Origin of the sequence: Pontibacter pamirensis (genome assembly GCF_010015475.1) — a bacterium.
Taxonomy (GTDB): Bacteria; Bacteroidota; Bacteroidia; order Cytophagales; family Hymenobacteraceae; genus Pontibacter; species Pontibacter pamirensis.
Window position 1 is genome coordinate 19746 of record NZ_SSNI01000041.1, and the last position, 17923, is coordinate 37668.

General features: G+C 60.2%; 22 protein-coding genes. 12 read left to right on the forward strand and 10 right to left on the reverse strand.

Features of this window, described 5'->3' with window-relative positions; all coding sequences use genetic code 11:
* Positions 1-45: 45 nt before the first annotated feature.
* The 4 genes from E1919_RS22410 to E1919_RS22425 form a co-directional block, all read right to left on the reverse strand.
* Positions 46-327: a hypothetical protein gene (locus tag E1919_RS22410; protein WP_162055645.1), complete on the reverse strand. Its 282-nt coding sequence runs from the start codon at positions 325-327 to the stop codon at positions 46-48.
* Positions 328-508: 181 nt separating this feature from the next.
* Positions 509-655 carry a hypothetical protein gene (locus E1919_RS22415; RefSeq protein ID WP_162055646.1) on the reverse strand — a complete coding sequence of 49 codons (147 nt, stop codon included), beginning with the start codon at positions 653-655 and terminating at the stop codon, positions 509-511.
* The gene (locus tag E1919_RS22420) at positions 652-1065 is read right to left on the reverse strand and encodes a hypothetical protein (RefSeq protein WP_162055647.1); all 414 of its coding nucleotides are present in this window, start codon (positions 1063-1065) and stop codon (positions 652-654) included. Before E1919_RS22420 ends, E1919_RS22415 begins: the two co-directional genes overlap by 4 nt.
* A 43-nt stretch (positions 1066-1108) precedes the next feature.
* Positions 1109-1342 (reverse strand): hypothetical protein, encoded by a 234-nt coding sequence (locus E1919_RS22425; RefSeq protein ID WP_162055648.1) that lies wholly within the window; start codon positions 1340-1342, stop codon positions 1109-1111.
* Between the two features lie 118 nt (positions 1343-1460).
* Between E1919_RS22425 and E1919_RS22430 the strand changes: the two genes are divergently transcribed.
* A complete protein-coding gene (locus tag E1919_RS22430) occupies positions 1461-2402 on the forward strand; it encodes a DUF389 domain-containing protein (RefSeq protein WP_162055649.1) in 942 nt (313 codons plus the stop codon).
* Between the two features lie 269 nt (positions 2403-2671).
* On the opposite strand, the gene E1919_RS22435 is transcribed toward E1919_RS22430, so the two are convergent.
* The gene (locus E1919_RS22435; protein WP_162055650.1) at positions 2672-3751 is read right to left on the reverse strand and encodes an AI-2E family transporter; all 1080 of its coding nucleotides are present in this window, start codon (positions 3749-3751) and stop codon (positions 2672-2674) included.
* Between the two features lie 576 nt (positions 3752-4327).
* Here E1919_RS22435 and E1919_RS22440 point away from each other — a divergent pair.
* From E1919_RS22440 to E1919_RS22450, 3 genes are all read left to right on the forward strand, one after another.
* Complete coding sequence (locus tag E1919_RS22440; RefSeq protein ID WP_162055651.1) at positions 4328-4567, forward strand: hypothetical protein; 240 nt, start codon at positions 4328-4330, stop codon at positions 4565-4567.
* A 283-nt stretch (positions 4568-4850) separates the two neighbouring features.
* On the forward strand, positions 4851-5930 hold the full coding sequence (locus E1919_RS22445; protein WP_162055652.1) for a mechanosensitive ion channel family protein: 1080 nt from the start codon (positions 4851-4853) through the stop codon (positions 5928-5930).
* A 72-nt stretch (positions 5931-6002) separates the two neighbouring features.
* Positions 6003-7265, forward strand: coding sequence for a hemolysin family protein (locus E1919_RS22450; RefSeq protein ID WP_162055653.1), 1263 nt, complete (start codon positions 6003-6005; stop codon positions 7263-7265).
* A 212-nt stretch (positions 7266-7477) separates the two neighbouring features.
* Here E1919_RS22450 and E1919_RS22455 read toward each other — a convergent pair whose 3' ends face one another.
* Positions 7478-7867 (reverse strand): hypothetical protein, encoded by a 390-nt coding sequence (locus E1919_RS22455; RefSeq protein WP_162055654.1) that lies wholly within the window; start codon positions 7865-7867, stop codon positions 7478-7480.
* A gap of 216 nt (positions 7868-8083) precedes the next feature.
* On the opposite strand from E1919_RS22455, the gene E1919_RS22460 reads away from it, so the two are divergent.
* The 3 genes from E1919_RS22460 to E1919_RS22470 all read left to right on the forward strand — a co-directional run bounded on the left by E1919_RS22460 (position 8084) and on the right by E1919_RS22470 (position 10892).
* Positions 8084-8383 (forward strand): transposase, encoded by a 300-nt coding sequence (locus tag E1919_RS22460; RefSeq protein ID WP_162055655.1) that lies wholly within the window; start codon positions 8084-8086, stop codon positions 8381-8383.
* A gap of 209 nt (positions 8384-8592) precedes the next feature.
* Positions 8593-9960 carry an IS110 family RNA-guided transposase gene (locus E1919_RS22465; RefSeq protein ID WP_162055656.1) on the forward strand — a complete coding sequence of 456 codons (1368 nt, stop codon included), beginning with the start codon at positions 8593-8595 and terminating at the stop codon, positions 9958-9960.
* Positions 9961-10025: 65 nt separating this feature from the next.
* Positions 10026-10892 (forward strand): IS3 family transposase, encoded by an 867-nt coding sequence (locus tag E1919_RS22470; protein WP_162055680.1) that lies wholly within the window; start codon positions 10026-10028, stop codon positions 10890-10892.
* On the opposite strand, the gene E1919_RS22475 is transcribed toward E1919_RS22470, so the two are convergent.
* Entirely contained in the window at positions 10835-11587 is a 753-nt protein-coding gene (locus E1919_RS22475; RefSeq protein ID WP_162055657.1) for a porin, read from the reverse strand. The two genes, E1919_RS22470 and E1919_RS22475, sit on opposite strands and share 58 nt — an antisense overlap.
* Positions 11588-11801: 214 nt before the next feature.
* On the opposite strand from E1919_RS22475, the gene E1919_RS22480 reads away from it, so the two are divergent.
* Together E1919_RS22480 and E1919_RS22485 are read left to right on the forward strand one after the other, a co-directional pair.
* Positions 11802-13430, forward strand: coding sequence for a hypothetical protein (locus E1919_RS22480; protein WP_162055658.1), 1629 nt, complete (start codon positions 11802-11804; stop codon positions 13428-13430).
* 252 nt (positions 13431-13682) lie between these two features.
* On the forward strand, positions 13683-13922 hold the full coding sequence (locus E1919_RS22485; protein ID WP_237144791.1) for a hypothetical protein: 240 nt from the start codon (positions 13683-13685) through the stop codon (positions 13920-13922).
* Positions 13923-14094: 172 nt separating this feature from the next.
* Here E1919_RS22485 and E1919_RS22490 read toward each other — a convergent pair whose 3' ends face one another.
* On the reverse strand, positions 14095-14700 hold the full coding sequence (locus tag E1919_RS22490; protein WP_202915976.1) for a hypothetical protein: 606 nt from the start codon (positions 14698-14700) through the stop codon (positions 14095-14097).
* 246 nt (positions 14701-14946) lie between these two features.
* Between E1919_RS22490 and E1919_RS22495 the strand changes: the two genes are divergently transcribed.
* Together E1919_RS22495 and E1919_RS22500 are read left to right on the forward strand one after the other, a co-directional pair.
* The gene (locus tag E1919_RS22495; protein WP_162055660.1) at positions 14947-15138 is read left to right on the forward strand and encodes a CsbD family protein; all 192 of its coding nucleotides are present in this window, start codon (positions 14947-14949) and stop codon (positions 15136-15138) included.
* A gap of 207 nt (positions 15139-15345) precedes the next feature.
* On the forward strand, positions 15346-15900 hold the full coding sequence (locus E1919_RS22500) for a manganese efflux pump MntP (RefSeq protein ID WP_162055661.1): 555 nt from the start codon (positions 15346-15348) through the stop codon (positions 15898-15900).
* Between the two features lie 176 nt (positions 15901-16076).
* Here the strand turns inward: E1919_RS22500 and E1919_RS22505 are convergent, their stop codons facing one another.
* A complete protein-coding gene (locus tag E1919_RS22505) occupies positions 16077-16262 on the reverse strand; it encodes a hypothetical protein (RefSeq protein WP_162055662.1) in 186 nt (61 codons plus the stop codon).
* 45 nt (positions 16263-16307) lie between these two features.
* On the opposite strand from E1919_RS22505, the gene E1919_RS22510 reads away from it, so the two are divergent.
* On the forward strand, positions 16308-16808 hold the full coding sequence (locus E1919_RS22510; protein WP_237144793.1) for a DUF421 domain-containing protein: 501 nt from the start codon (positions 16308-16310) through the stop codon (positions 16806-16808).
* Between the two features lie 223 nt (positions 16809-17031).
* Here E1919_RS22510 and E1919_RS22515 read toward each other — a convergent pair whose 3' ends face one another.
* Positions 17032-17658 carry an OmpA family protein gene (locus E1919_RS22515; protein WP_162055663.1) on the reverse strand — a complete coding sequence of 209 codons (627 nt, stop codon included), beginning with the start codon at positions 17656-17658 and terminating at the stop codon, positions 17032-17034.
* Positions 17659-17923 lie beyond the last annotated feature (265 nt).

The window sequence follows — 17923 nt, forward strand, 5'->3', positions numbered from 1 at the left end:
GGCTACCGCTAAAGCGCCTGCGACACAGGGAGGGAGGCCGTTTAACTACAGGTGCGGCAGCTCAAATGTAGCCAGGTACTGCTCGGGCAGCGCCTGGCTGGTGAAGCCTTGCACGAACATAATCTCGTTGCAGGCAGGGTCATACCACATCTCGCAGAAGAAGCTGCCGATGTGGTAAAGCGCCAGCCCGTAGTTTCCCGCTGTGCGGGTGTCAAGGAAAGTGCCCCGCCTCCACACGGTGGCGACTCTTTCCTTCAGGGGCATGGCGTTGAACTCTAGCAGACACATCATACGTGCAATACGGCGGCAGGCTCCGTAAGTGTGCATTAAGGCCGGGTATAATGGGAAGGACCGTTTTTTCCCATACCAGGTATGATGAAGCGGAAGGGTGAGCCTTTTGCACCCCCCGTTGAATGCGCCCGTACACATGGGAAGTAAAAGTTAGGAAGTTTTCTGATTAGCAGGTTATTTAAACAAAAAAGGCTCCTCATCGAGGAGCCTTTTTTGTTTAATGCCCCTTAGCCGTTCGGCCTTCAGGCAAGCCTTTTCTCTGCTTCTCCTTCTCCTCTACTGCGGGAGCGGCCGTGCCTCTTTGCGGAGCCTCTTCCACAGGAGCCCCGCCATCAGACTCTGTTGATGTAAGCGGGGAAGTCATGGAGGGTTCAACCAGAACGTTGTGCTGGCTTTCAGGTACTTATTGTGGGGGTAAAGGGTAAGGGTCCTGCGTGTTGCCTCGTGCTTGATGACGTAGCTGACCCTGCCGTTTCGGAACCTGGCCTCACAGCCGTACACCGTGACGCCGCCTTCGCTCATAATCCTCCTGACGATCCTGTAAGTCTGCTTCCAGTTCCGCCCCTGAATGGCTATGCTCCCCTCATCTTCGCTGATGAGGATAGTCCCGGACGCCCGGGTGAAAACAGGCGGGTACCCGTTCCAAGTACTTTCTGAGAAATGGAGCGGAGCAGGCTGTGACCAGGAGGCAAGGCTGCAGAGGCAGAGCCACAGGACCAGACTGGTGGTGCCATAGCCGGACACGGCTGTGCAGCTGCTTCTCAGTCTCTTCATCGGTGGGAGCAAAGGAAAGACCCCCTTTGCCCCCACCCGTATTTTATCCTTCGTCATTTCGTCTTCGCTCCATCAGAAAAGCAATCAGAACAAGGATGGCGGCGATGCAGGCACCCACAGCTGTTCCTCTCACAAAGACACTCCCACCCGGCAGCCGCTCAACACCAGGGAGAGCAGCAGGTACACGGCGCACCTGGCCGGGGCTCTTGTCCCGCTTACCATAGGCTTTTTCTGTACCTACGGCCTCCCTGCCATATTGGCCGTGCACGCACGTCATTTTCCGTGCAGCCGTTCCGCCCCCGGTAAACCGGAGGGCTAACCTTTCCGGCAGGGCAGGGTATACTGTTTTACATTGACAATTAAGAAGAGGAGCCTGAAATTAAGAAAAATCCTGTATGCGATTAGTGACTGTAAAGGCCCCTGCCGGACAGGGGAGGGAAGTGGTGGAAATAGCGCTGGAGGCGGGGGTTTCCCACGTCTCCATGCACCAGGCAACGGAGTACTTCTCCGACCGGGAAGAGGAAACCAGGGACGTGGTGGAGGTGGCGACGGCCACGCCAAAGGCCAAGGAGTTTATCGAGGCCCTGATGCTCTCCTCCTGCTACGAGCCCCACACCTACACCTTTACCGTCCAGCACCCCGAGTCCCTGTTCGGCTCCGAGCCCCCGGAGACGGAGACCCACCCTGTCACCAGGCCTACGACAGATGTGTACGAGGAGCTCTGGCAGTTCACGAAGGTGACGGGGAGCCTGGTGGGCAGGGTGTTCCTCTCCTCCGTGCTGCTGGCCTACGGGATGGTCCAGGACATGCTGCCGCTCATCATCGCGGGCCTGCTGTTTCTGCCTTACCACCACCACATGCTGGCAACAGGCCTGGGAGTGGTGCTGAGGGAGTGGCGCCTGCTGCGGCAGGGGCTGCTGGCGCTGCTGCTGACCACTGCCCTGATTCTGCTGGCAGGTATGTGCGTGGCGGTCTTTACAAAGCCTCCTGTCGGCTGGGAGGAGTTCGGCAGCCCCGTGTCCGGCTTCTTGCTGTCCACCGCCATCGGCGTCGCCGCCGGGCTGGGCGCCGTGGATGACGCCGGGCGAAGGGAGCTCATCGGCCTTGCCGCCACGGCGCATATCTCCGTGTACCCGGCCTGGTTCGGGCTCAGGCTCATCTTCGGTTTTGATGAGGGGGACAAGTGGGCCGAGCACCTGCTTACCTTCGGTATCAACGTCACCTCCCTGACCCTTGCCGCCGGCATCACCTTTGGCTTGATGCGCATGAAGGGCCGGGGCATCCGGCGCTTTGTGATGGACATGAACAAGAGGAAGGAGCAGCGTGGTCCGGCGTAGAGGAGAAGCGGGGCGTAAGGGGCCGGGGTGTGGGCGGGCTCCATGAGAAAGGGACTCACGGCGCTGCTTGCCGCCAGAGTCCCTTTTGTATGAAAAAGCATGTTTCTGTATACCCCTCTTCCCATCCCTTTGTTATCCTCTCCTCCGCGTGCGCGAAGAGCAAAGTGCCCCGTTGAAAGCCGTAAAAGCTGCAAAAGGCACGGTTACTGACAGGTCACACACACCGCCGGCTGCGGCATGCCGCCTTATTCCAGGCTTGGAAGCACCTTCTACCCGGCGCCCAGGCGGTGCGGCGTGTCGGCGGCGCCTGCGTCCAGGGGCTCCGCCTCCAGCACGTCCTCCACGTACAGCTCCTTTACCACCACCAGGAGGACGGCCAGGATGGGGGCGGCCAGCAGCAGCCCCAGCCCGCCCTGCAGCAGGCCCAGCAGCACCTGGAAGAAAAGCAGCAGGGCGGGCGGCAAGTCACCCGCCCGCTTAAAGATAAGGGGGGCGAGCACATAGCTCTCCACTATCTGAATGCCGCCGTATATCAGGAGCACGTACAGTGCCATCTGCCCTCCCTCCGTCAGGGCGACGAGCAAGGCGGGCACCCCTGCTATCCAGGGGCCGATGTTAGGCACGAAGGCGAAGAGGAAGGCGATAAAAGCCAGGGCAAAAGCGAGCGGCAGGCCGATGAGGCTGTAGCCGATGGCGGTGCTCACCCCGATGGCGGCCATGGCCAGCAGCATGCCCACCAGCCACTTGCGCAGGATGGCGTAGCACTTGCCCAGCACCTCCAGCACCCGGCCCCGGCTGCGGACGGGGAAGAGCTTGGAGAGGCCCCGGGTGTAGAGGGAGGGGCTGGAGGCCAGGAAGAGGGCGGTGATGAGCACGATGAAAAAGTCGGCCAGGAACCCAAGCGTGGAGGAGAAGGCGCCCAGGAGGCCGGAGGCGATGTTTCCCCGTTCGGGAAGCACGCTTTCCGGGTCCTCGGGTATCTCCTCGACGAGGCGCTCGCCCCAGGTGCGCTCCTCCAGCCAGCCCTGCACCCGTTCCAGTGACTCGGGCAGGGTCTCCCGCATCTGGCCCACCTGCTCCCCGACGGTGGGGGCCAGCAGCCAGAAAGCCCCTACCAGCACCCCGAAGAAGAACAGCACCGAGAGCAGCAGCGCGATACCCCGCTTCATGTGGGTCTTCCCCTCCACCCAGTCGGTCATGCCGCAGAAGAGCACGGCCATGAGTATGGCCGCGAAGATCAGCAGGAAGAAATACCCATGGCTTCCCAGCAGGTAAAAACCCACTGCAATAAGCCCTGTGATAAGCGCCGCCACGGCAACGCGCTTGGAAAAGGCGTAGATATTATGCATCCGTTGTTTGTTTAGAGGTGACAGCCTGTGCAGGCTTTATACTACACCTTACTTCTTTCCCTTACGCTGGGTTTTAGCCCGCTGCCCGCCGAAAAGTGTAACATGAGGGGTGCAGGCCCGTTTATAAAGGAACCCATAGTGCAAAGACTCCCTGCTTCTGCAGGGTTTTTTTGTGCGCGGGGATGCGGAGCCTCCCTTCGAAGTGCTCTGTGGGGGCGCTTCCATGCCTTTGGCAGTGCCATGGCAAAAAGCATGGGACTGGTGATTTAGAGAAAAGCGGGAAAGGTTTCCCTGGCTGCCCCCGGTCACACTTTGCTGCAACTAAGCGGCTCTCATCCCGTCTGTTCTTTCCCCGTATGTTATTTAAGGCGCCCGAAAGGGAGGCACCTGATTTACCACTGGAGGCTTTTAGGCTTTTGAAGCTAGTATCAACCGTACAGATTTAAAACTATTTCCATGAGAGAAGCAGAAAACGAGCAGGGTGTGTGGAGCTCCATCAACATGAAAGAGTGGCAGAAAACCCCCTGCCTGCGGGAGAGAGTCGCAACTGAGTAGGATGTAGAGGCGGGAAGGGCAGTGTTCTTTATCGAATCCGAAGGAACGGGCATCCATCATGCTCCCTTAGCCATCGAGGCTCCTGCCCTGGCCTACCACGTAGACCGGGACACGGGGGAGAGGAGACTGGTTGTCGTCATACAGGGCGAGCAGGTGGACGAGCGGGAAGTGGCCGGGGTGCGCTACCCGGGCGGCGGCAACGGGCTGTGCACGCTGCAGGAGCTGGAGTTTGTCAGGGAGGAAAACAGAAACACCGCTTAAGCTGCCATAGCCCCGTTTCTATAGTTCCGCCACCGTTGCGGGTCCGGTAAGACCCTGAAGAGAACAAACCGGAGCTGACAGCGCGGGCACCTTTGTGCAGGAACCTACGGCGGTGACCGCCCCTGCATGCTGTTTGCGCGTGAAAGCCTGCTTCCCAGTGCCTGCTGCCGCGCAGCAACAGGCACTGGGAAGCAGGCGCCCTAACCTTTCCCCGCTATCGGGGTATGAGTACGAATGGCTGCCTGTGTACATCCAGGGCCATCGTCACCTTTAACGAAAGCCTTTGGAAGAAAGAGAAACAGAGATACGCAGGGACACGGAGGAGCTGAAGCGAAACCCCAGGGTCCGCAGGGCACTCGAGCACTACAAGCCCGGGGAGCCGGGGAGGCAGGGGGAAGAGCCCGCTGCGCTGAAAGAGGAGCGAACGGCCCTTTGGGTGTACGGCCTGGTATTCGTGGGGGCCGGCGTCCTTTACTACCTCTTCCGGCTGGAGGCCTTCCCCATCCGGGGCCGCTACCTGCCGCTCCTGCAGAACCTGATGGCCGGCGCCATGCTGACGGCCGTGGTGCTGGTCACGGCCCGCCTGCTCAGGTCCCTGCTGGGCAGCAGGCTGGAGAGCCCCGCCACCCGCTATAACCTGAAGCGCATCGTGGACCTGGCCGCCGCCCTGCTCATTTTCTTCATCCTCGTCTCCGTCCTGTTTGTCAACTGGTACGCGGCCGTGGTGTCGCTGGGGGTCGCCTCCCTTATCCTGGGCCTTGCCCTGCAGAACCCCATCACCAGCTTCTTCGCCTGGGTCTACATCCTGGTCCGCAAGCCCTACGAGGTGGGCGACCGCATCAAGATAGGCCCCGCCACGGGGGATGTGATCGAGCTGGGCTACCTGGACACCACGCTCTGGGAGTTCAGCGGCGACTACCTCACCGGCGACCACCCCAGCGGCAGGGTCATCCGCTTCGCCAACTCCAGGGTCTTCAGCGAGTACGTGATCAACTACTCCTGGCCGCTCTTCCCCTACATCTGGAACGAGGTCAGGCTCTTCGTCTCGTATGAGAGCGACCTGCAGTGGGTGGGGGAAACCATGCGGCGCGTCGTGCAGGAGGACATCGGGCCGGAGATGGCGCGGCGGGTGGAGCTCTACCGCAGCCTCCTGCGGGAAACGCCCGTGGATGAGGTGGAGGTGCGGGCGGGCGGCTCGGTGGCCTTCAGCGCCCACGACAACACCTGGATCCGGGTGAGTGTGCGCTACCTGGTGGAGCCCAAGCAGTCGGGGCCCGTCAAGCGCAGGCTCTTCCATCGGATGATGGCCGAGCTCAAAAGCCAGCCGGAGCGGGTGATGTTCCCCAAGACCAACATGCGCTAGCATACTGCAGAATGCCAATCACCGCGACGGCGCCAGCCTCCCTGGGGCCGCCGCTTTTCAAACCCGTAAACAATGGAACTACTCATCCTACTGCTGCTCATCCTCCTCAACGGGGTCTTCTCCATGTCGGAGATTGCGCTGGTGTCCGCAAAGAAAATCAGGCTGGAGTCCGCCGCCAGGAAGGGCAGCCCCGGGGCCAGGGCCGCCCTGAGGCTGGCCGAGTCCCCCAACAAGTTCTTCTCCACCGTGCAGATCGGCATCACGCTCATCGGCATCCTGACGGGTATCTACAGCGGGGAGAACATCACCGGCGACGTGGAGGCTTTCCTCTCCTCCTTCGCCTTTGCCAGGCCCTTCGCCGACACCGCCGCTCTCGTGCTGGTGCTGGTGGCCATCACCTACTTCACGCTGGTGCTCGGGGAGCTGGTGCCCAAGCGCATCGGCCTGGCCAACCCGGAGTCCGTTTCCACCCTTGTCGCCCGGCCCATGCAGCTGCTCTCCAAAGTAGCCGCCCCCTTCGTCTGGCTGCTCACCTTCACCTCCGACCTGGTGCTGCGGGCGCTGCGCGTCAGGCCCGCCGAGAACAGGGTGACCGAGGAGGAGGTAAGGGCCATCGTCGCGGAGGCGGCCCACGGCGGGGAGGTGCAGGAGATTGAGCAGGACATCGTGGAGCGGGTCTTCTTTTTGGGGGACCGGCGGGTGGATTCCCTGATGACGTACCGCGGCGACATCGTCTTCCTCAACCTGCGGGAAGGCCCCGATGCCCTCCGTGCCCTCATCGGCTCCTCGCTCTACTCGGTCTACCCTGTTTTTGAGGGCAGTATAGACAACGTGGTCGGGGTCGTCTTCCTCAAGGACCTGTTCACGCCCCTGCAGGAAACGGGCTTTGAGCTGGGCCGCTACCTCAAGCCTGTGCGCTACCTGGCGGAGACCACCTCCGCCTACAGGGCGCTGGAGCACTTTAAGAGCACCGGGGTGCACTACAGCCTTGTCACGGACGAGTACGGCACGGTGATGGGCATCGTCACCATGAACGACATCCTGGAGGCGCTGGTGGGCGATGTTGCGCAGGCCGGCGAGGCGGGGCACATCCAGCCGCGGGAGGACGGAAGCTGGCTGGTGGACGGCCACTGCGCCTTCCATGACTTCCTCCGCTACTTCGGGCTGCCGCACGGCGGGCAGGCTTACCCCTTCCAGACCGTCGCGGGCCTGCTGCTCAGCGAGCTGGGGCACATCCCCCAGGAGGGGGAAAGGCTGCAGTGGGGCGGGCTGGAGCTGGAGGTGATAGACATGGACAGTGCCAAAATAGACAAAGTCCTGGTGAGGCGGCCCTGAGTGGCAAAGGGGCTGTTTTGCGCTAAGCCCCCTCTAAAAGTTCATCCTGTAGGAAAACGTTTTAAACCACCAATGGATGAAGCAGAGCCACTTTTCTGTTTTTGGGGCAGTCAGTAAAAATCTGCCCCTATTTCATCCAAGGGCGCTCTTTATTTTTTTTTCCACAAGATGAGCTCTGAAAGGGCAGTGGCCGGACGGCAGCCAGGAGGCGTTCAGAGCCCCACCTCCAGCTGAAGCCGCAGCAGCAGGTGCCTGTCCCTGCCTCCCGGGGCCCCACCCGCGGAAAGCTGCGTCCTTTGCGTCAGGTCCGACTGTATCTTGAGCCGGTGCCCCTTGATGTACTTCGACACGCCGAGGGTGAGCTCTTCGGCGGGGCCGGCCTTTGCCCTGATGCCCTTGCCCGGGCTCAGGCGCGCGTACCTGCCTGCAACTCCCCATTCGCTGCGGAAGACATACCCCAGCTGCCAGTTCTGGCCCCGCCCCACATACACATAGCTCTCCTCCCCGTCCTCGTTTCGGGTGACCGGCGTGCCGTCGGCCCTGCCGGAGAGGTGCTCAAAGCCCAGGGAGAGGCCCCGGTACTTGAGGAGGAAATCCGCCATCAGGGTATACAGGCTCCGGGACTCGTGCAAAGGCGTCGGCGACCCGCCGCCGGTACCGGTCGTGTTGTGGTTGAGGTTACAGGTAATGCCAAGGGCGACCTTTGGCCTCTCCTCGCGCTCCAGGTCCCCCTCATAGTAGTCCCCCCTGTGAACTTGCTACATTTGACTGGAGGCTTTTGATAGGCAGATTTAAGTAAAGTACTAAATTTGACTATTATGGAAAGACGATTATTTGATGCCTCCTTTAAGCGGATGGCCATTGACCTCTCCTATGCGAGGGGATCAGTAAAAGAGGTGGCTGATGAACTGGGCATGGATCCCGGCCGGTTGAGCAAATGGCGGCAGAAGGACAGCTCGCCAGTCCGGTCCATAGAAGGGATGACAGACGAGCAAAGGGAGATAAAGCGGTTACAGAAGGAGCTGAAGGAGGCGCAATTAGAGCGCGATATCCTAAAATCAGTATACAGCGCCGGCGCTGTGGAATGGCCAATACAACCTTTCCGACATAATCCCTAAATTGGCCGGGACTTCAGCGAGCCCCGCGCTTTTAATGGCACTGTTTAAGTCCTTCCTAAAATCTGGGCCGGAATGCCTTATGCTCTTCCTGTGGAGGGGCATTTGATGAATGAACTGGTGATCTTCTCTGAAGAATCCCGTACAGAAAATTGTTAACTATTCATGGCCTTCCCTGAAGTCACTATTTTTTTCAGTTATGGGTTTCAGTTATGGGAAAGCAGGAAATACCTTTTAGCATCATTCACCCGCATGCCGCCGGCATCGATGTGGGCTCGCGCAGCCATATGGTTGCCGTGGATCAGGTGAGAGAAAATGTGCGTGAATTCGGTGTCTGCACCAAAGACCACGAGCAGCTGATTAGCCACCTCCAGGCCTGTGGAGTCACGACCATTGCCATGGAGAGCACCGGTAGTTACTGGCAAACCTTGTTTAATGCCCTGCAGCAGGCGGGCTTCGAGGTGCTGCTGGTGCCGGGCAGCCAGACCAAGAACGTGAAGGGGCGAAAGACGGATGTGCTGGATTGCCAATGGATACAGAAACTTCACTCCCTGGGCCTGCTGTCGGGCAGCCTGCTGCTCAGCGACACTTTTCAGCAGCTGCGCACCTATTACTTTCATCGGCAGCATTTGGTGGAACAGTCCGCCCGCTACAGCAGCAAAATGCAGAAGTGCCTGCGCCTGATGAATATCCGGCTGGATGTGGTGCTCAATGACATCACCGGCCAATCCGGCATGGCCATCATCGAAGCCATCCTCTCAGGGGCCCGTGACCCGGAGTATCTGGCTTCGCTGGCGGGCACACGTGTAAAGAGGTCACGCCAAGAGATCGCAGGGGCGCTGCATGGTTGGTGGCGGGAAGAGTTGCTGTTCGAGTTGGAGGCCTGCCTGGATTTCTACAGGCTCTATGAGAGCAAGCTAAAGGAGTGCGACCAAGTCATAGAGCAGTTCCTGGTCAAATACGCGCCTGAGACAGAAGTACCGGCCGAGGAGGAGAGGCAGCTGAAAGCCAACAGGAAAAAGCGGGGCAAGCACGCGCCCGGCTTCGATTTGCCGCACCTTGCCTTCCGTTATTTCCAGACCGACCTGTTTGCCGTTAATGGCATCAGCTTTAACACGGTGCTGTGCCTGCTGACTAACATGGGCCATGACCTGCACAGGTTCCCGACGGCAAAGAGCTTTGCCTGCTGGCTGGGGCTGGTGCCCAACAACAAGGTAAGCGGCGGGCGGGTGATCAGCAACCGCACGCCTTCGGGAAAGAACTATATCGCCAAGGCCCTTCGCCATGCGGCCAACGCTATCGGCAACCACAAGAATCATGAGCTTACTCCCTTCTTCAGAAGGATCGCTTTCCGGAAAGGGCGCATCGCAGCTATTATCGCCACGGCAAGAAAACTGGCTGTCATTATCTGGAATATGGTCATCAAAAGAGAACCCTATAAAAAAGAGCTGGCTCAGGTCAGCAGCCAAAAGCAGAAAGCGCTGAAACTAAAACAGATCGAGAAAAAGCTATATGCCCTTGAGCTTAACAAAGAGGAACTGGACAAGCTCTTCCTTAGAAGCTCATTAGCAGTTAGTTAACAGTTGGTTGTACAGAAAAAGGCGGTGAGCATCTTCTCCAGGGGAGACGGGCGGTATTCGGATTTATAAAGGAGCACCGGAACCAATTCCCCGTCGAGAGGATGTGTAGCGTGCTCAAGGTGAGCGTCAGCGGCTACTATTACTGGCTCAAACACCCCGTTAGCCTAAGGGAGCAGAAAGAGCAGGAGCTTGTGGAGCAGATTAAACAGGTTCATGAGCAGAGCAAGTGCCGCTACGGCTCCCCCAGGATTGCCGTTGAACTCAGAGAGCAGGGTATCCAGGTGTCCCGTCCGCGCGTGGCCAGAGTGATGCAGAAACATCATATTCAGAGCATCGTGCGGAAGAAGTACCGGGTGCAGACCACCGACTCCGGCCATGCCTGTACAGTGGCGGAGAATCACCTGGCAAGGGACTTCTATGCGGCGAGACCGGCAGAGAAATGGGTGTCGGATTTAACCTACATCAGGACCGGGGAAGGCTGGTTGTACCTGACGGTGGTGCTGGACCTTGCGGACAGGAAAGTGGTGGGCTGGGCGCTGAGTGAAGCAATGGATGCGGAAGTGACCACCGTGGCGGCCTGGCAGATGGCGGTGAGAAACAGGCCCCTGTTCCACTCCCTTTTGTTTCACTCTGACCGGGGCGTGCAGTACGCCTGCAGCGCCTTTCAGGAGCAGTTAGAGGGGATGCCTGTGCTGCGGAGTATGAGCAGAAGGGGCAACTGCTGGGACAACGCGGTGGCCGAGAGCTTCTTTAAGACGATGAAGACCGAAATGGTGTACCACCACAAGTTTGCCACCATAGCAGAGGCAAAGCTGGCCGTGTTTGAGTACATTGAGAGTTTCTACAACCGGAAAAGGAGGCATTCAGCCCTGGGTTACCTGACTCCTTGCCAATATGAAAACCAGTTGTACAGCCAAGCTGTGGCTGCCTGAAAAAGTCTCCAGTAAAACATTGCAATTCCACAGCTCTCAAAGGTGCCCAAGGGCAGCAGCTCCACCCTTCCCGTGTAGGAAAGCCCCTCGTTTGAGTTGAGGGCGTTGTTTCCCTCGCCTGCCGTCACGGCCGTGCGAAGGGCATAGTACAGGCTGCCCATGTTGTTGTAATAGTAGAGCTGCAGGCCAAAGTCGCGCTGGATGCCGAAGGCGGCGGTAATCGGCGAGCGGTCCACCAGCTCCAGGTCACCCGAGGAGACAACGGCCTGCCGGTTCCGCGGCAGGTTGGTAAGGCCGAACCCGAGGGAGACACGCCTGCCCATGCGGTAGAAGATGACGGCGTCCTTCAGGATAGCCGGGGTCGGGTTGCCGGGGGAGACGGCCATGTCCTGGTCTGAGAAGCCCAGCTGGATGACGTAGACCAGCTCGGGCCTGTAGAAAAAGCCGTCGAGCCGGAGCCGGAGCCGCTGCACCCTGGCCTGGAGCTCGTCGGGGCGCAGGTCCTGCGCGCTCTCCGTTTTATAGGACACCCTGTTCTGCACCCGGAAGCGGATGTTGAGCAGGAACAGGCTATCCTTGGAGCTGATGCCGATGCCGGAGCCGTAGGAGTAGTAAGGCACCTCAGAGGCCACATTCTGGGCCGCCGCCGGGGCAGAAACACCCAGGCAAACCCAAAGAAGCAGGAGCGCGCACACCGGGGCGGCGATCCGGCGGGGGCTGTTTTTACTCGAAACGATTGGGTGTGACATGAGGTGCTGAGCTGAAGCCGCCGCTACTTGGTGCATAGGGCATTTGCTTGTACGTCACATGCCGTGAAAAGTCTGCCCGGCCCGGCCCTGCGCCCGCGTACCCCCCGCCCCTCTGCCCGAGGCCGGAAACATTTCCAAGGGAACACATGTAGTTGTTACCATGCGTATTCGCTTTTTTAAACCTAAACTCAACCTTTTCTTGAAACTTTCCGCCCTTTTCCTTTTCCTGCTGCTCCTTTCCTTCGGCTGCGCCAAAAAGAACTTCTATGCCGAGACACCTATCACCGACCCGGCCGAGTACCGGCGGCTGAAGCAGTCGCCCTCTACGGTGGACAGCGTGACGGTGCAGGCCGGCAGCCACTACAGGCGCGGGTTCCTGCACCGCCTGCTCTGGGGGGGGCGCCACCGGGAATCATGGACGACGCCGGTGACCGTGCCTGTCCTGGACCCGGACGCGGTGATGGGCGGCCTGGAGGTGGAGAAAATCGGCGGGGGCATGCAGACGGTCAACGCGGCCCTGGAGAGCGAAGAGGGGATGACCTACTCGCTGCGCACGGTGGACAAGCGGCCGGCGGGCGTCCTGCCGCCCCTGCTGCGCAAAACCTTCCTGGCCAACTGGGTGCGGGACCAGACCTCGGCCCTGAACCCCTACGGGGCGCTGGTGGTGGCCCCGCTGGCCGAGGCGGCGGGCGTCCCCCACGCCACCCCGCGGCTGGTGTACGTGAAGCCGGGCGAGGAGGGCTTCGATGAGTACGAGGAGCGCCTGAGCGACAGGCTCTACATGCTGGAGGAGAAGTTCAACGACAAGCGCGCCCTGGTGGGGGATGTGGAGGGGGCCCACGACATCGTGGGCTCCAACAAAATGCTCAACCACCGCTACGGGGAGGACGACCACTTCATCGACCAGCTGGCCTTCGCCAGGGCCCGCCTCCTGGACCTGCTCATCGGGGACTGGGACCGCCACGTGGGGCAGTGGGAGTGGGCCGAGTACAAGGAGGGCGGGGAGCACTTCTACCGCCCCATCCCCAAGGACCGGGACAACGCCTTCTACCGCTTCGGCGGCGGGGCGCTCTCCTGGCTGCTGAGCCGCAAGTGGGCCATCCGCAAGTTCGAGTCCTTCAGCGGGGAGTATGAAGACGTGAAGGCGCTGATGATAAACTCCGAGTTCATCGACGCCCGCGCCCTGCCCCAGGTGAGCCGGGAGCAGTTCGACTCCCTGGCCCAGGTGCTGCAGCGGCAAATCACCGATGAGGTGATAGAGAAAGCCGTGCGCAGGCTGCCGGAGAACGTGTACGCGCTGCAGGGCCAGGAGATGGCACAGCAGCTGAAAAGCAGGAGGGACAGGCTGGACCAGGCGGCCCGGGAGTTCTATGACATTCTGGCCAAAAAGGTGCTGGTGGTGGGCACGGACCGGGAGGACCTCTTCGAGGTGGTGCGCCTGAGTGACGAGGAGACGGAGGTGACGGTGCGGCGCAAGTCCGACGGCGAGGTGACCTACCACCGGGTCTTCCGGCGGTCAGAGACGGAGGAGGTCGTGCTGCACGGGCTGGCCGAGAACGACGTGTTCGAGGTGAGCGGCCAGGTGGACAAAGGCATCACCGTGACCATCGTCGGCGGCCGCGGCCAGGACGAGATAAAGGACACCTCCCGCGTGCGCGGCTGGGGGAAGAAGACGGTGGTCTACGACACCCCGCGGGAAACGAAGATTGAGGGCGGGCCGGAGACCAGGGACAGAACATCAAAGGACCCGGCGGCGAACTTCTTTGACCGGGAGGGCTTCAGGCGGTAGCGGCCTCAGGCGCTCAGCCAGCCCAGCGCCACGTTCAGCCGCAGGAAGGGGTGGCAGGTATGGGAGACTTGCTGTTGGGCCTGCATGCCGCAGCTGCCGGTCTTTGGCGGCCGCGGCATGCACAAGAAGGGCCACCCGCCTGACGCGCGTCTCCCTGAGCTCTTCCAGAAAACCGCCCCATGCTGCCAGCCCGGAACCCTGGGCCACAGTGCCGGCGCTCCTGGCGTCGAGCAGAAGGTTGCCGATGTCGTAGTGCCGGAGGGCGGCCGTCACCTCGTCCATGGCGTTCTTCAGCACGGAGGCAAGGGTCCCGTCATGGCCGGGCCACTCCACCGTCAGCACATCGTGGGCGGGGTCGTAGTAGGTCCACCAGGTGGCTGGGTAGCTTCATCTAGTCACTTTTCTGTAGGGCCAAACGGCCTGTGGGACATTGTTTACCTCAAAGGTACAAAGTACGAGCCGGCAACTCCAAAGCAGTGCCGCTGTGGGTAGCCTTTTCTTTCTACTACAGCCGTTAAAAATAAAGAGTTTTTTGGTTCTTCCGGGGCAGAATGCGTATCTTGCTGTGGATAAGGGTTTCGATTTAGTAGTGAACGGAGAAAGAGCCGCCTGCAACACGCAGGCGGCTCTTTCTTGTTGGTGCCGCTTTGTTCCTACCGTCGGTTTAGTTGTTCCTGCCGGGCAGGAAGATCTGGAGCCCCACCGACACGGACAGGCCCGTATCGGCGTTGCCCGTCTCAATGTTGGCGCTGCTGCGGATGAGGTTCAGGGTGCCCTCCAGGGCCACGTTCCGGGCTACGAAGTGGGCATAGCCCCCCCGCACGCCGTACACCCGGGAGAGGATGGCATCGCCGTCGCTGTCCTCCTCCGAGCTGCCCGCAAGGCCCACCACGGCCTCTCCGAACCACCGGCTCGACGGCGAGGCCCCCTCCGGGAAGTAGTAGCGCACAAACGGGGTCAGGCCGTAGCGCCAGTTCTCCCCGCCGTCGTAGACCGAGAGCCCCAACTGCACCTGGGCGCCGATGACGGCGTTGTCGCTGATGAAGTAGCCGGCCCTGGGGGCCACGTCGAGCGTGAATGTCTCGGACTTGAAGTTGTGGCCGATGTTGGCGATGCTGGCGCCCACCAGCCAGTTGCCCTCCTGTATGGCCTCCGCGGCGACAGGGGCCGTTGTCTGCGGCCTGCGGTCGAGCACCTCATCGGTTACCTGGGCGGAGGCCGAGAAGCCCAGCGCCAGAGACATAGCGGAAAGTAAAAGCGTTTTTTTCATGGTTTTCGTCTTTGGTTTGTATTCGGTTTAGATTCCTTTTCCAAATACATGCAAACATGCCCATGTTTGCATGTGTCATAGCATAAACAACGGGAGTCTGCGCGAATTGTTCATGCTGATGCGCCTGCCGGCTGCCCCCGGTCCCGGAGAGAGCCTGGCGCGCCGGTGGGGAGAGGGGGTCAAAACCTTCCGTTGCGGGTCGCGTTAGCTAAGCTGTAAACAAACTTTAACCAAACGACAAGCACCATGGACGAGACAGAATACAGAGCAAAGGGCAACTGGAACGAGCTGAAAGGGAAGATGAAGCAGGGCTACGGGGACCTAACTGACGATGACCTCACCTATGGGGAGGGCCAGCAGGATGAGTGGCTGGGCAGGCTGCAGCAGAAGCTGGGCAAGGCCAAGCACGAAATCAAGGAGTGGATAGACAAACTTTAAAAGAAGACAGACTGCTGAAGTCCCTCCTGCCCAGCGTCTTTGCCAGCCAGCCAGGAGGGACAGGGAAAAAGGCCGGGAGCCGCTGAAAGTAAGTCAGCGGCTCCCGGCCTTTTTCCCGTCTTTTGTGACAGTGTGCCCCGACCTGAGCCACGTGCCCTCTCCGGGTGACAAAAGGGGAAAGAAGGGGCGCTCCATATTTAAAAGTTCATGCTCACTACGTTGCTATTCTCGGGGCTGGTGATAGGCTCCAACAACCTGGCCGCCGCCCTGGCCATCGGCACCCTGGGCCGGCAGGCCCGCCGGTGGCGGGTCCTGCTGGTGTTCGGCGTCTTCGAGTTCGGTATGCCGCTGGTGGGGTACTGGATCGGCGAGCAGGCCTCCACCCTGGTCGGGGAGGCCGCCTCCGCCCTTTCGGTGCTCATCCTGCTGGGCTTGGCGGGCGTGGCCTTCTACGCGGCCACCAGGCCCGCCAGCACGGATGAGAAGATGGCCCGGCGCCTCACCACCTGGAAGGGGCTGGTGGTCCTGGAGCTGGGCCTGAGCCTGGACAACCTGGTGGCCGGCTTCAGCCTCGGCCTCCGGCCCGGGGAGCTCTCGCCGCTGCTGCTGGCGGCCGCCATCGCCGCCTTCTCCGTTTTCTACACCTGGCTGGGCATGTGGGCGGGCGGGAAGCTGGCGGCCCGGTGGCAGAACTACGCCGAGGCCTGTGCCGGGGTGCTGCTCTGCGCCCTGGCCGGGATGAGCTGGTTCGGGGTGATATGAACTTCCTGTTCCAGCAGTTGCACCTGAAGCAGCGGGAACCGCAACCTTCTCCCTCAAAAACGGGTACCCCTGTAATAGCATGACCGTAGCCCCTCTGACACTGAGGGGAAAACAACGTGCAAGATAAAACCATGAAACCCCTACCCTTTCGGTGGCTCTATTTCCTCGTTTTTCTCTTATTGCTCTCCTTCTTCCTTACGCTCGCCAGCTGCGCGTTTTCCCTTAGCCACCTGCTTGGGGTCGGGTTCTGGTTGCCTCTTCTCATCATCGCGGAGGGCTTGCTTACCTTCTGCTTCTTTTTCAGGTTGTTTAGGGGAAGGTGATGCAGGGGCCCTTCGGAAGAGCAGGCAGTGGCCCAGCATGGCTCCAGAACGTTTCTGGAAAGTCCCCGTTTGAGGAGGGGTAGTATGGTTGAGATTTACGAAACAGCTCTCGGAACTGACGCAGAGACGCTCACGTGGTGGCAGATGTCTCTGCGCGCCGTGGTGGTCTTTTTTGCCGCCCTGGTGATCCTCCGAATTGGCAACAAGCGCATTTTCGGCAAAAACTCTGCTTTCGACATAGTTTTGGGGATTATCTACGGCTCTGTCCTGAGCCGGGCCGTCACCGGCAACTCTCCCTTCCTCCCTACCCTGGTGGCTGTTTTAGTGCTGGTGCTGCTGCACAAGGGGCTGGCTGCTGTCGCCTTTCATTCTGATTTCGGCTTCGGCGACTTTGCCAAGGGCAAGCACGTAAAGCTAGTGGAGGAGGGGAAGCTGCAGCGGCAGACGCTCAGAAAGCACAGCATTACAGAGGACGATCTCCGGGAGGCCATGCGCGAGTCGGGCAGCAAGGGCGACCTGGGCGACATCAGGTTTGCTTACCTGGAGCGCAGCGGCCAGATAAGCGTCATCATGAAAGACGGCTAACGCATGAGCCGGCACTTGCCCCTAGAGAAAGCAAGAGAACCCAAACTTTTGTTAGGTCAATGCAGCACTGTCTGCCGGTACACAAGCCCTTTGCTCTCGGGCCTGTTGCCGTCCTCTTCCTGGGGAAAACGAGGTACTGGACTTCCTCCTGAAGGAGACATGGCTGTTTTACCAGAGGGGGTGAAGCCGCCGCGGGAGGCTATAGAGCCTATTGAGGCGGCTACTACTCACCCGTAACCACTAAAATAGCCACGCGACGGTTCAGCTGGCGCCCCCGGGCTGTCTCATTCGTGGCTATTGGAGCGGTCTCGCCCATCGCCTCGATAGACAAGCGGCCGGCGTCAATGCCCCCTGTGCCCTGAAGCCAGTCCTGCACAGCCCTGGCCCGCTCGGCTGAGAGCTCCTTGTTGTACTCGTTGCCGGCGCGGGCATCGGCATGCCCGAATACGCGGATAGGGCCCTTCTGCGGCAGCTCCTTTATCTCACGTGCTATCTCCTGCAGCTTTTGCACGCCCTCAGGCCTGATTTCTGCCTTGTCCGTGTCAAAGAGCACCCGGTCTTCCAGCGTGTAGATGTTGTACCGGTTGCCGGAGCGCAGCTCCACACCGGCGGCTGACATCTCAGGGTCCTGCGCAACAGGGGCGTCCCAGTCCACGTCAGCCCAGAACTCCTCCTCTACATCGACCACCTCCACACCGTCCGCTGCCACCGCCCCACGCTCATCCTCATAAACGACAGCGGTGTCTTCGGTCGCATCGGCCATGGTGTCATTCTCCACACTCCCTTCCGGGTTGTTGCAGGCAGTGAGCCCCCCAACCGCCAGGAGCATCCATAGGAAACCTCTTTTCATAATTATGGTTGTTTAGTTCGTGTATAGTCTTACGGGTATCCAACCGCGTGGTTCGTTGCTGCCATTTGCACTGCGCCCTGGCCAGGCGTTAGGGCCGTTTCATTCTAAGAATAAGAAGTTAAATTCACTGTCATTCTGTTAGGAAACCTGGTAGATGGGAGGTTAAGCCTTTGCTACTAGCCCACAAGATCCTTAACAGGATGACAAAAATGTAGAATGAAACGGCCCTACTGGCCAGGCGTAACCTACGCCCTTCAAATCGGGT

Coding starts and splice junctions, on each gene's coding strand:
- E1919_RS22430 (WP_162055649.1), top strand. CDS start 1,461: ATGCGATTAGTGACTGTAAAGGCCCCTGCCGGACAGGGGAGGGAAGTG.
- E1919_RS22425 (WP_162055648.1), bottom strand. CDS start 1,342: ATGACGTGCGTGCACGGCCAATATGGCAGGGAGGCCGTAGGTACAGAA.
- E1919_RS22435 (WP_162055650.1), bottom strand. CDS start 3,751: ATGCATAATATCTACGCCTTTTCCAAGCGCGTTGCCGTGGCGGCGCTT.
- E1919_RS22410 (WP_162055645.1), bottom strand. CDS start 327: ATGCACACTTACGGAGCCTGCCGCCGTATTGCACGTATGATGTGTCTG.
- E1919_RS22510 (WP_237144793.1), top strand. CDS start 16,308: ATGGTTGAGATTTACGAAACAGCTCTCGGAACTGACGCAGAGACGCTC.
- E1919_RS22500 (WP_162055661.1), top strand. CDS start 15,346: ATGCTCACTACGTTGCTATTCTCGGGGCTGGTGATAGGCTCCAACAAC.
- E1919_RS22450 (WP_162055653.1), top strand. CDS start 6,003: ATGGAACTACTCATCCTACTGCTGCTCATCCTCCTCAACGGGGTCTTC.
- E1919_RS22505 (WP_162055662.1), bottom strand. CDS start 16,262: ATGCTGGGCCACTGCCTGCTCTTCCGAAGGGCCCCTGCATCACCTTCC.
- E1919_RS22495 (WP_162055660.1), top strand. CDS start 14,947: ATGGACGAGACAGAATACAGAGCAAAGGGCAACTGGAACGAGCTGAAA.
- E1919_RS22420 (WP_162055647.1), bottom strand. CDS start 1,065: ATGAAGAGACTGAGAAGCAGCTGCACAGCCGTGTCCGGCTATGGCACC.
- E1919_RS22515 (WP_162055663.1), bottom strand. CDS start 17,658: ATGAAAAGAGGTTTCCTATGGATGCTCCTGGCGGTTGGGGGGCTCACT.
- E1919_RS22490 (WP_202915976.1), bottom strand. CDS start 14,700: ATGAAAAAAACGCTTTTACTTTCCGCTATGTCTCTGGCGCTGGGCTTC.
- E1919_RS22480 (WP_162055658.1), top strand. CDS start 11,802: ATGCGTATTCGCTTTTTTAAACCTAAACTCAACCTTTTCTTGAAACTT.
- E1919_RS22415 (WP_162055646.1), bottom strand. CDS start 655: ATGACTTCCCCGCTTACATCAACAGAGTCTGATGGCGGGGCTCCTGTG.
- E1919_RS22460 (WP_162055655.1), top strand. CDS start 8,084: ATGGAAAGACGATTATTTGATGCCTCCTTTAAGCGGATGGCCATTGAC.
- E1919_RS22465 (WP_162055656.1), top strand. CDS start 8,593: ATGGGAAAGCAGGAAATACCTTTTAGCATCATTCACCCGCATGCCGCC.
- E1919_RS22455 (WP_162055654.1), bottom strand. CDS start 7,867: ATGGCGGATTTCCTCCTCAAGTACCGGGGCCTCTCCCTGGGCTTTGAG.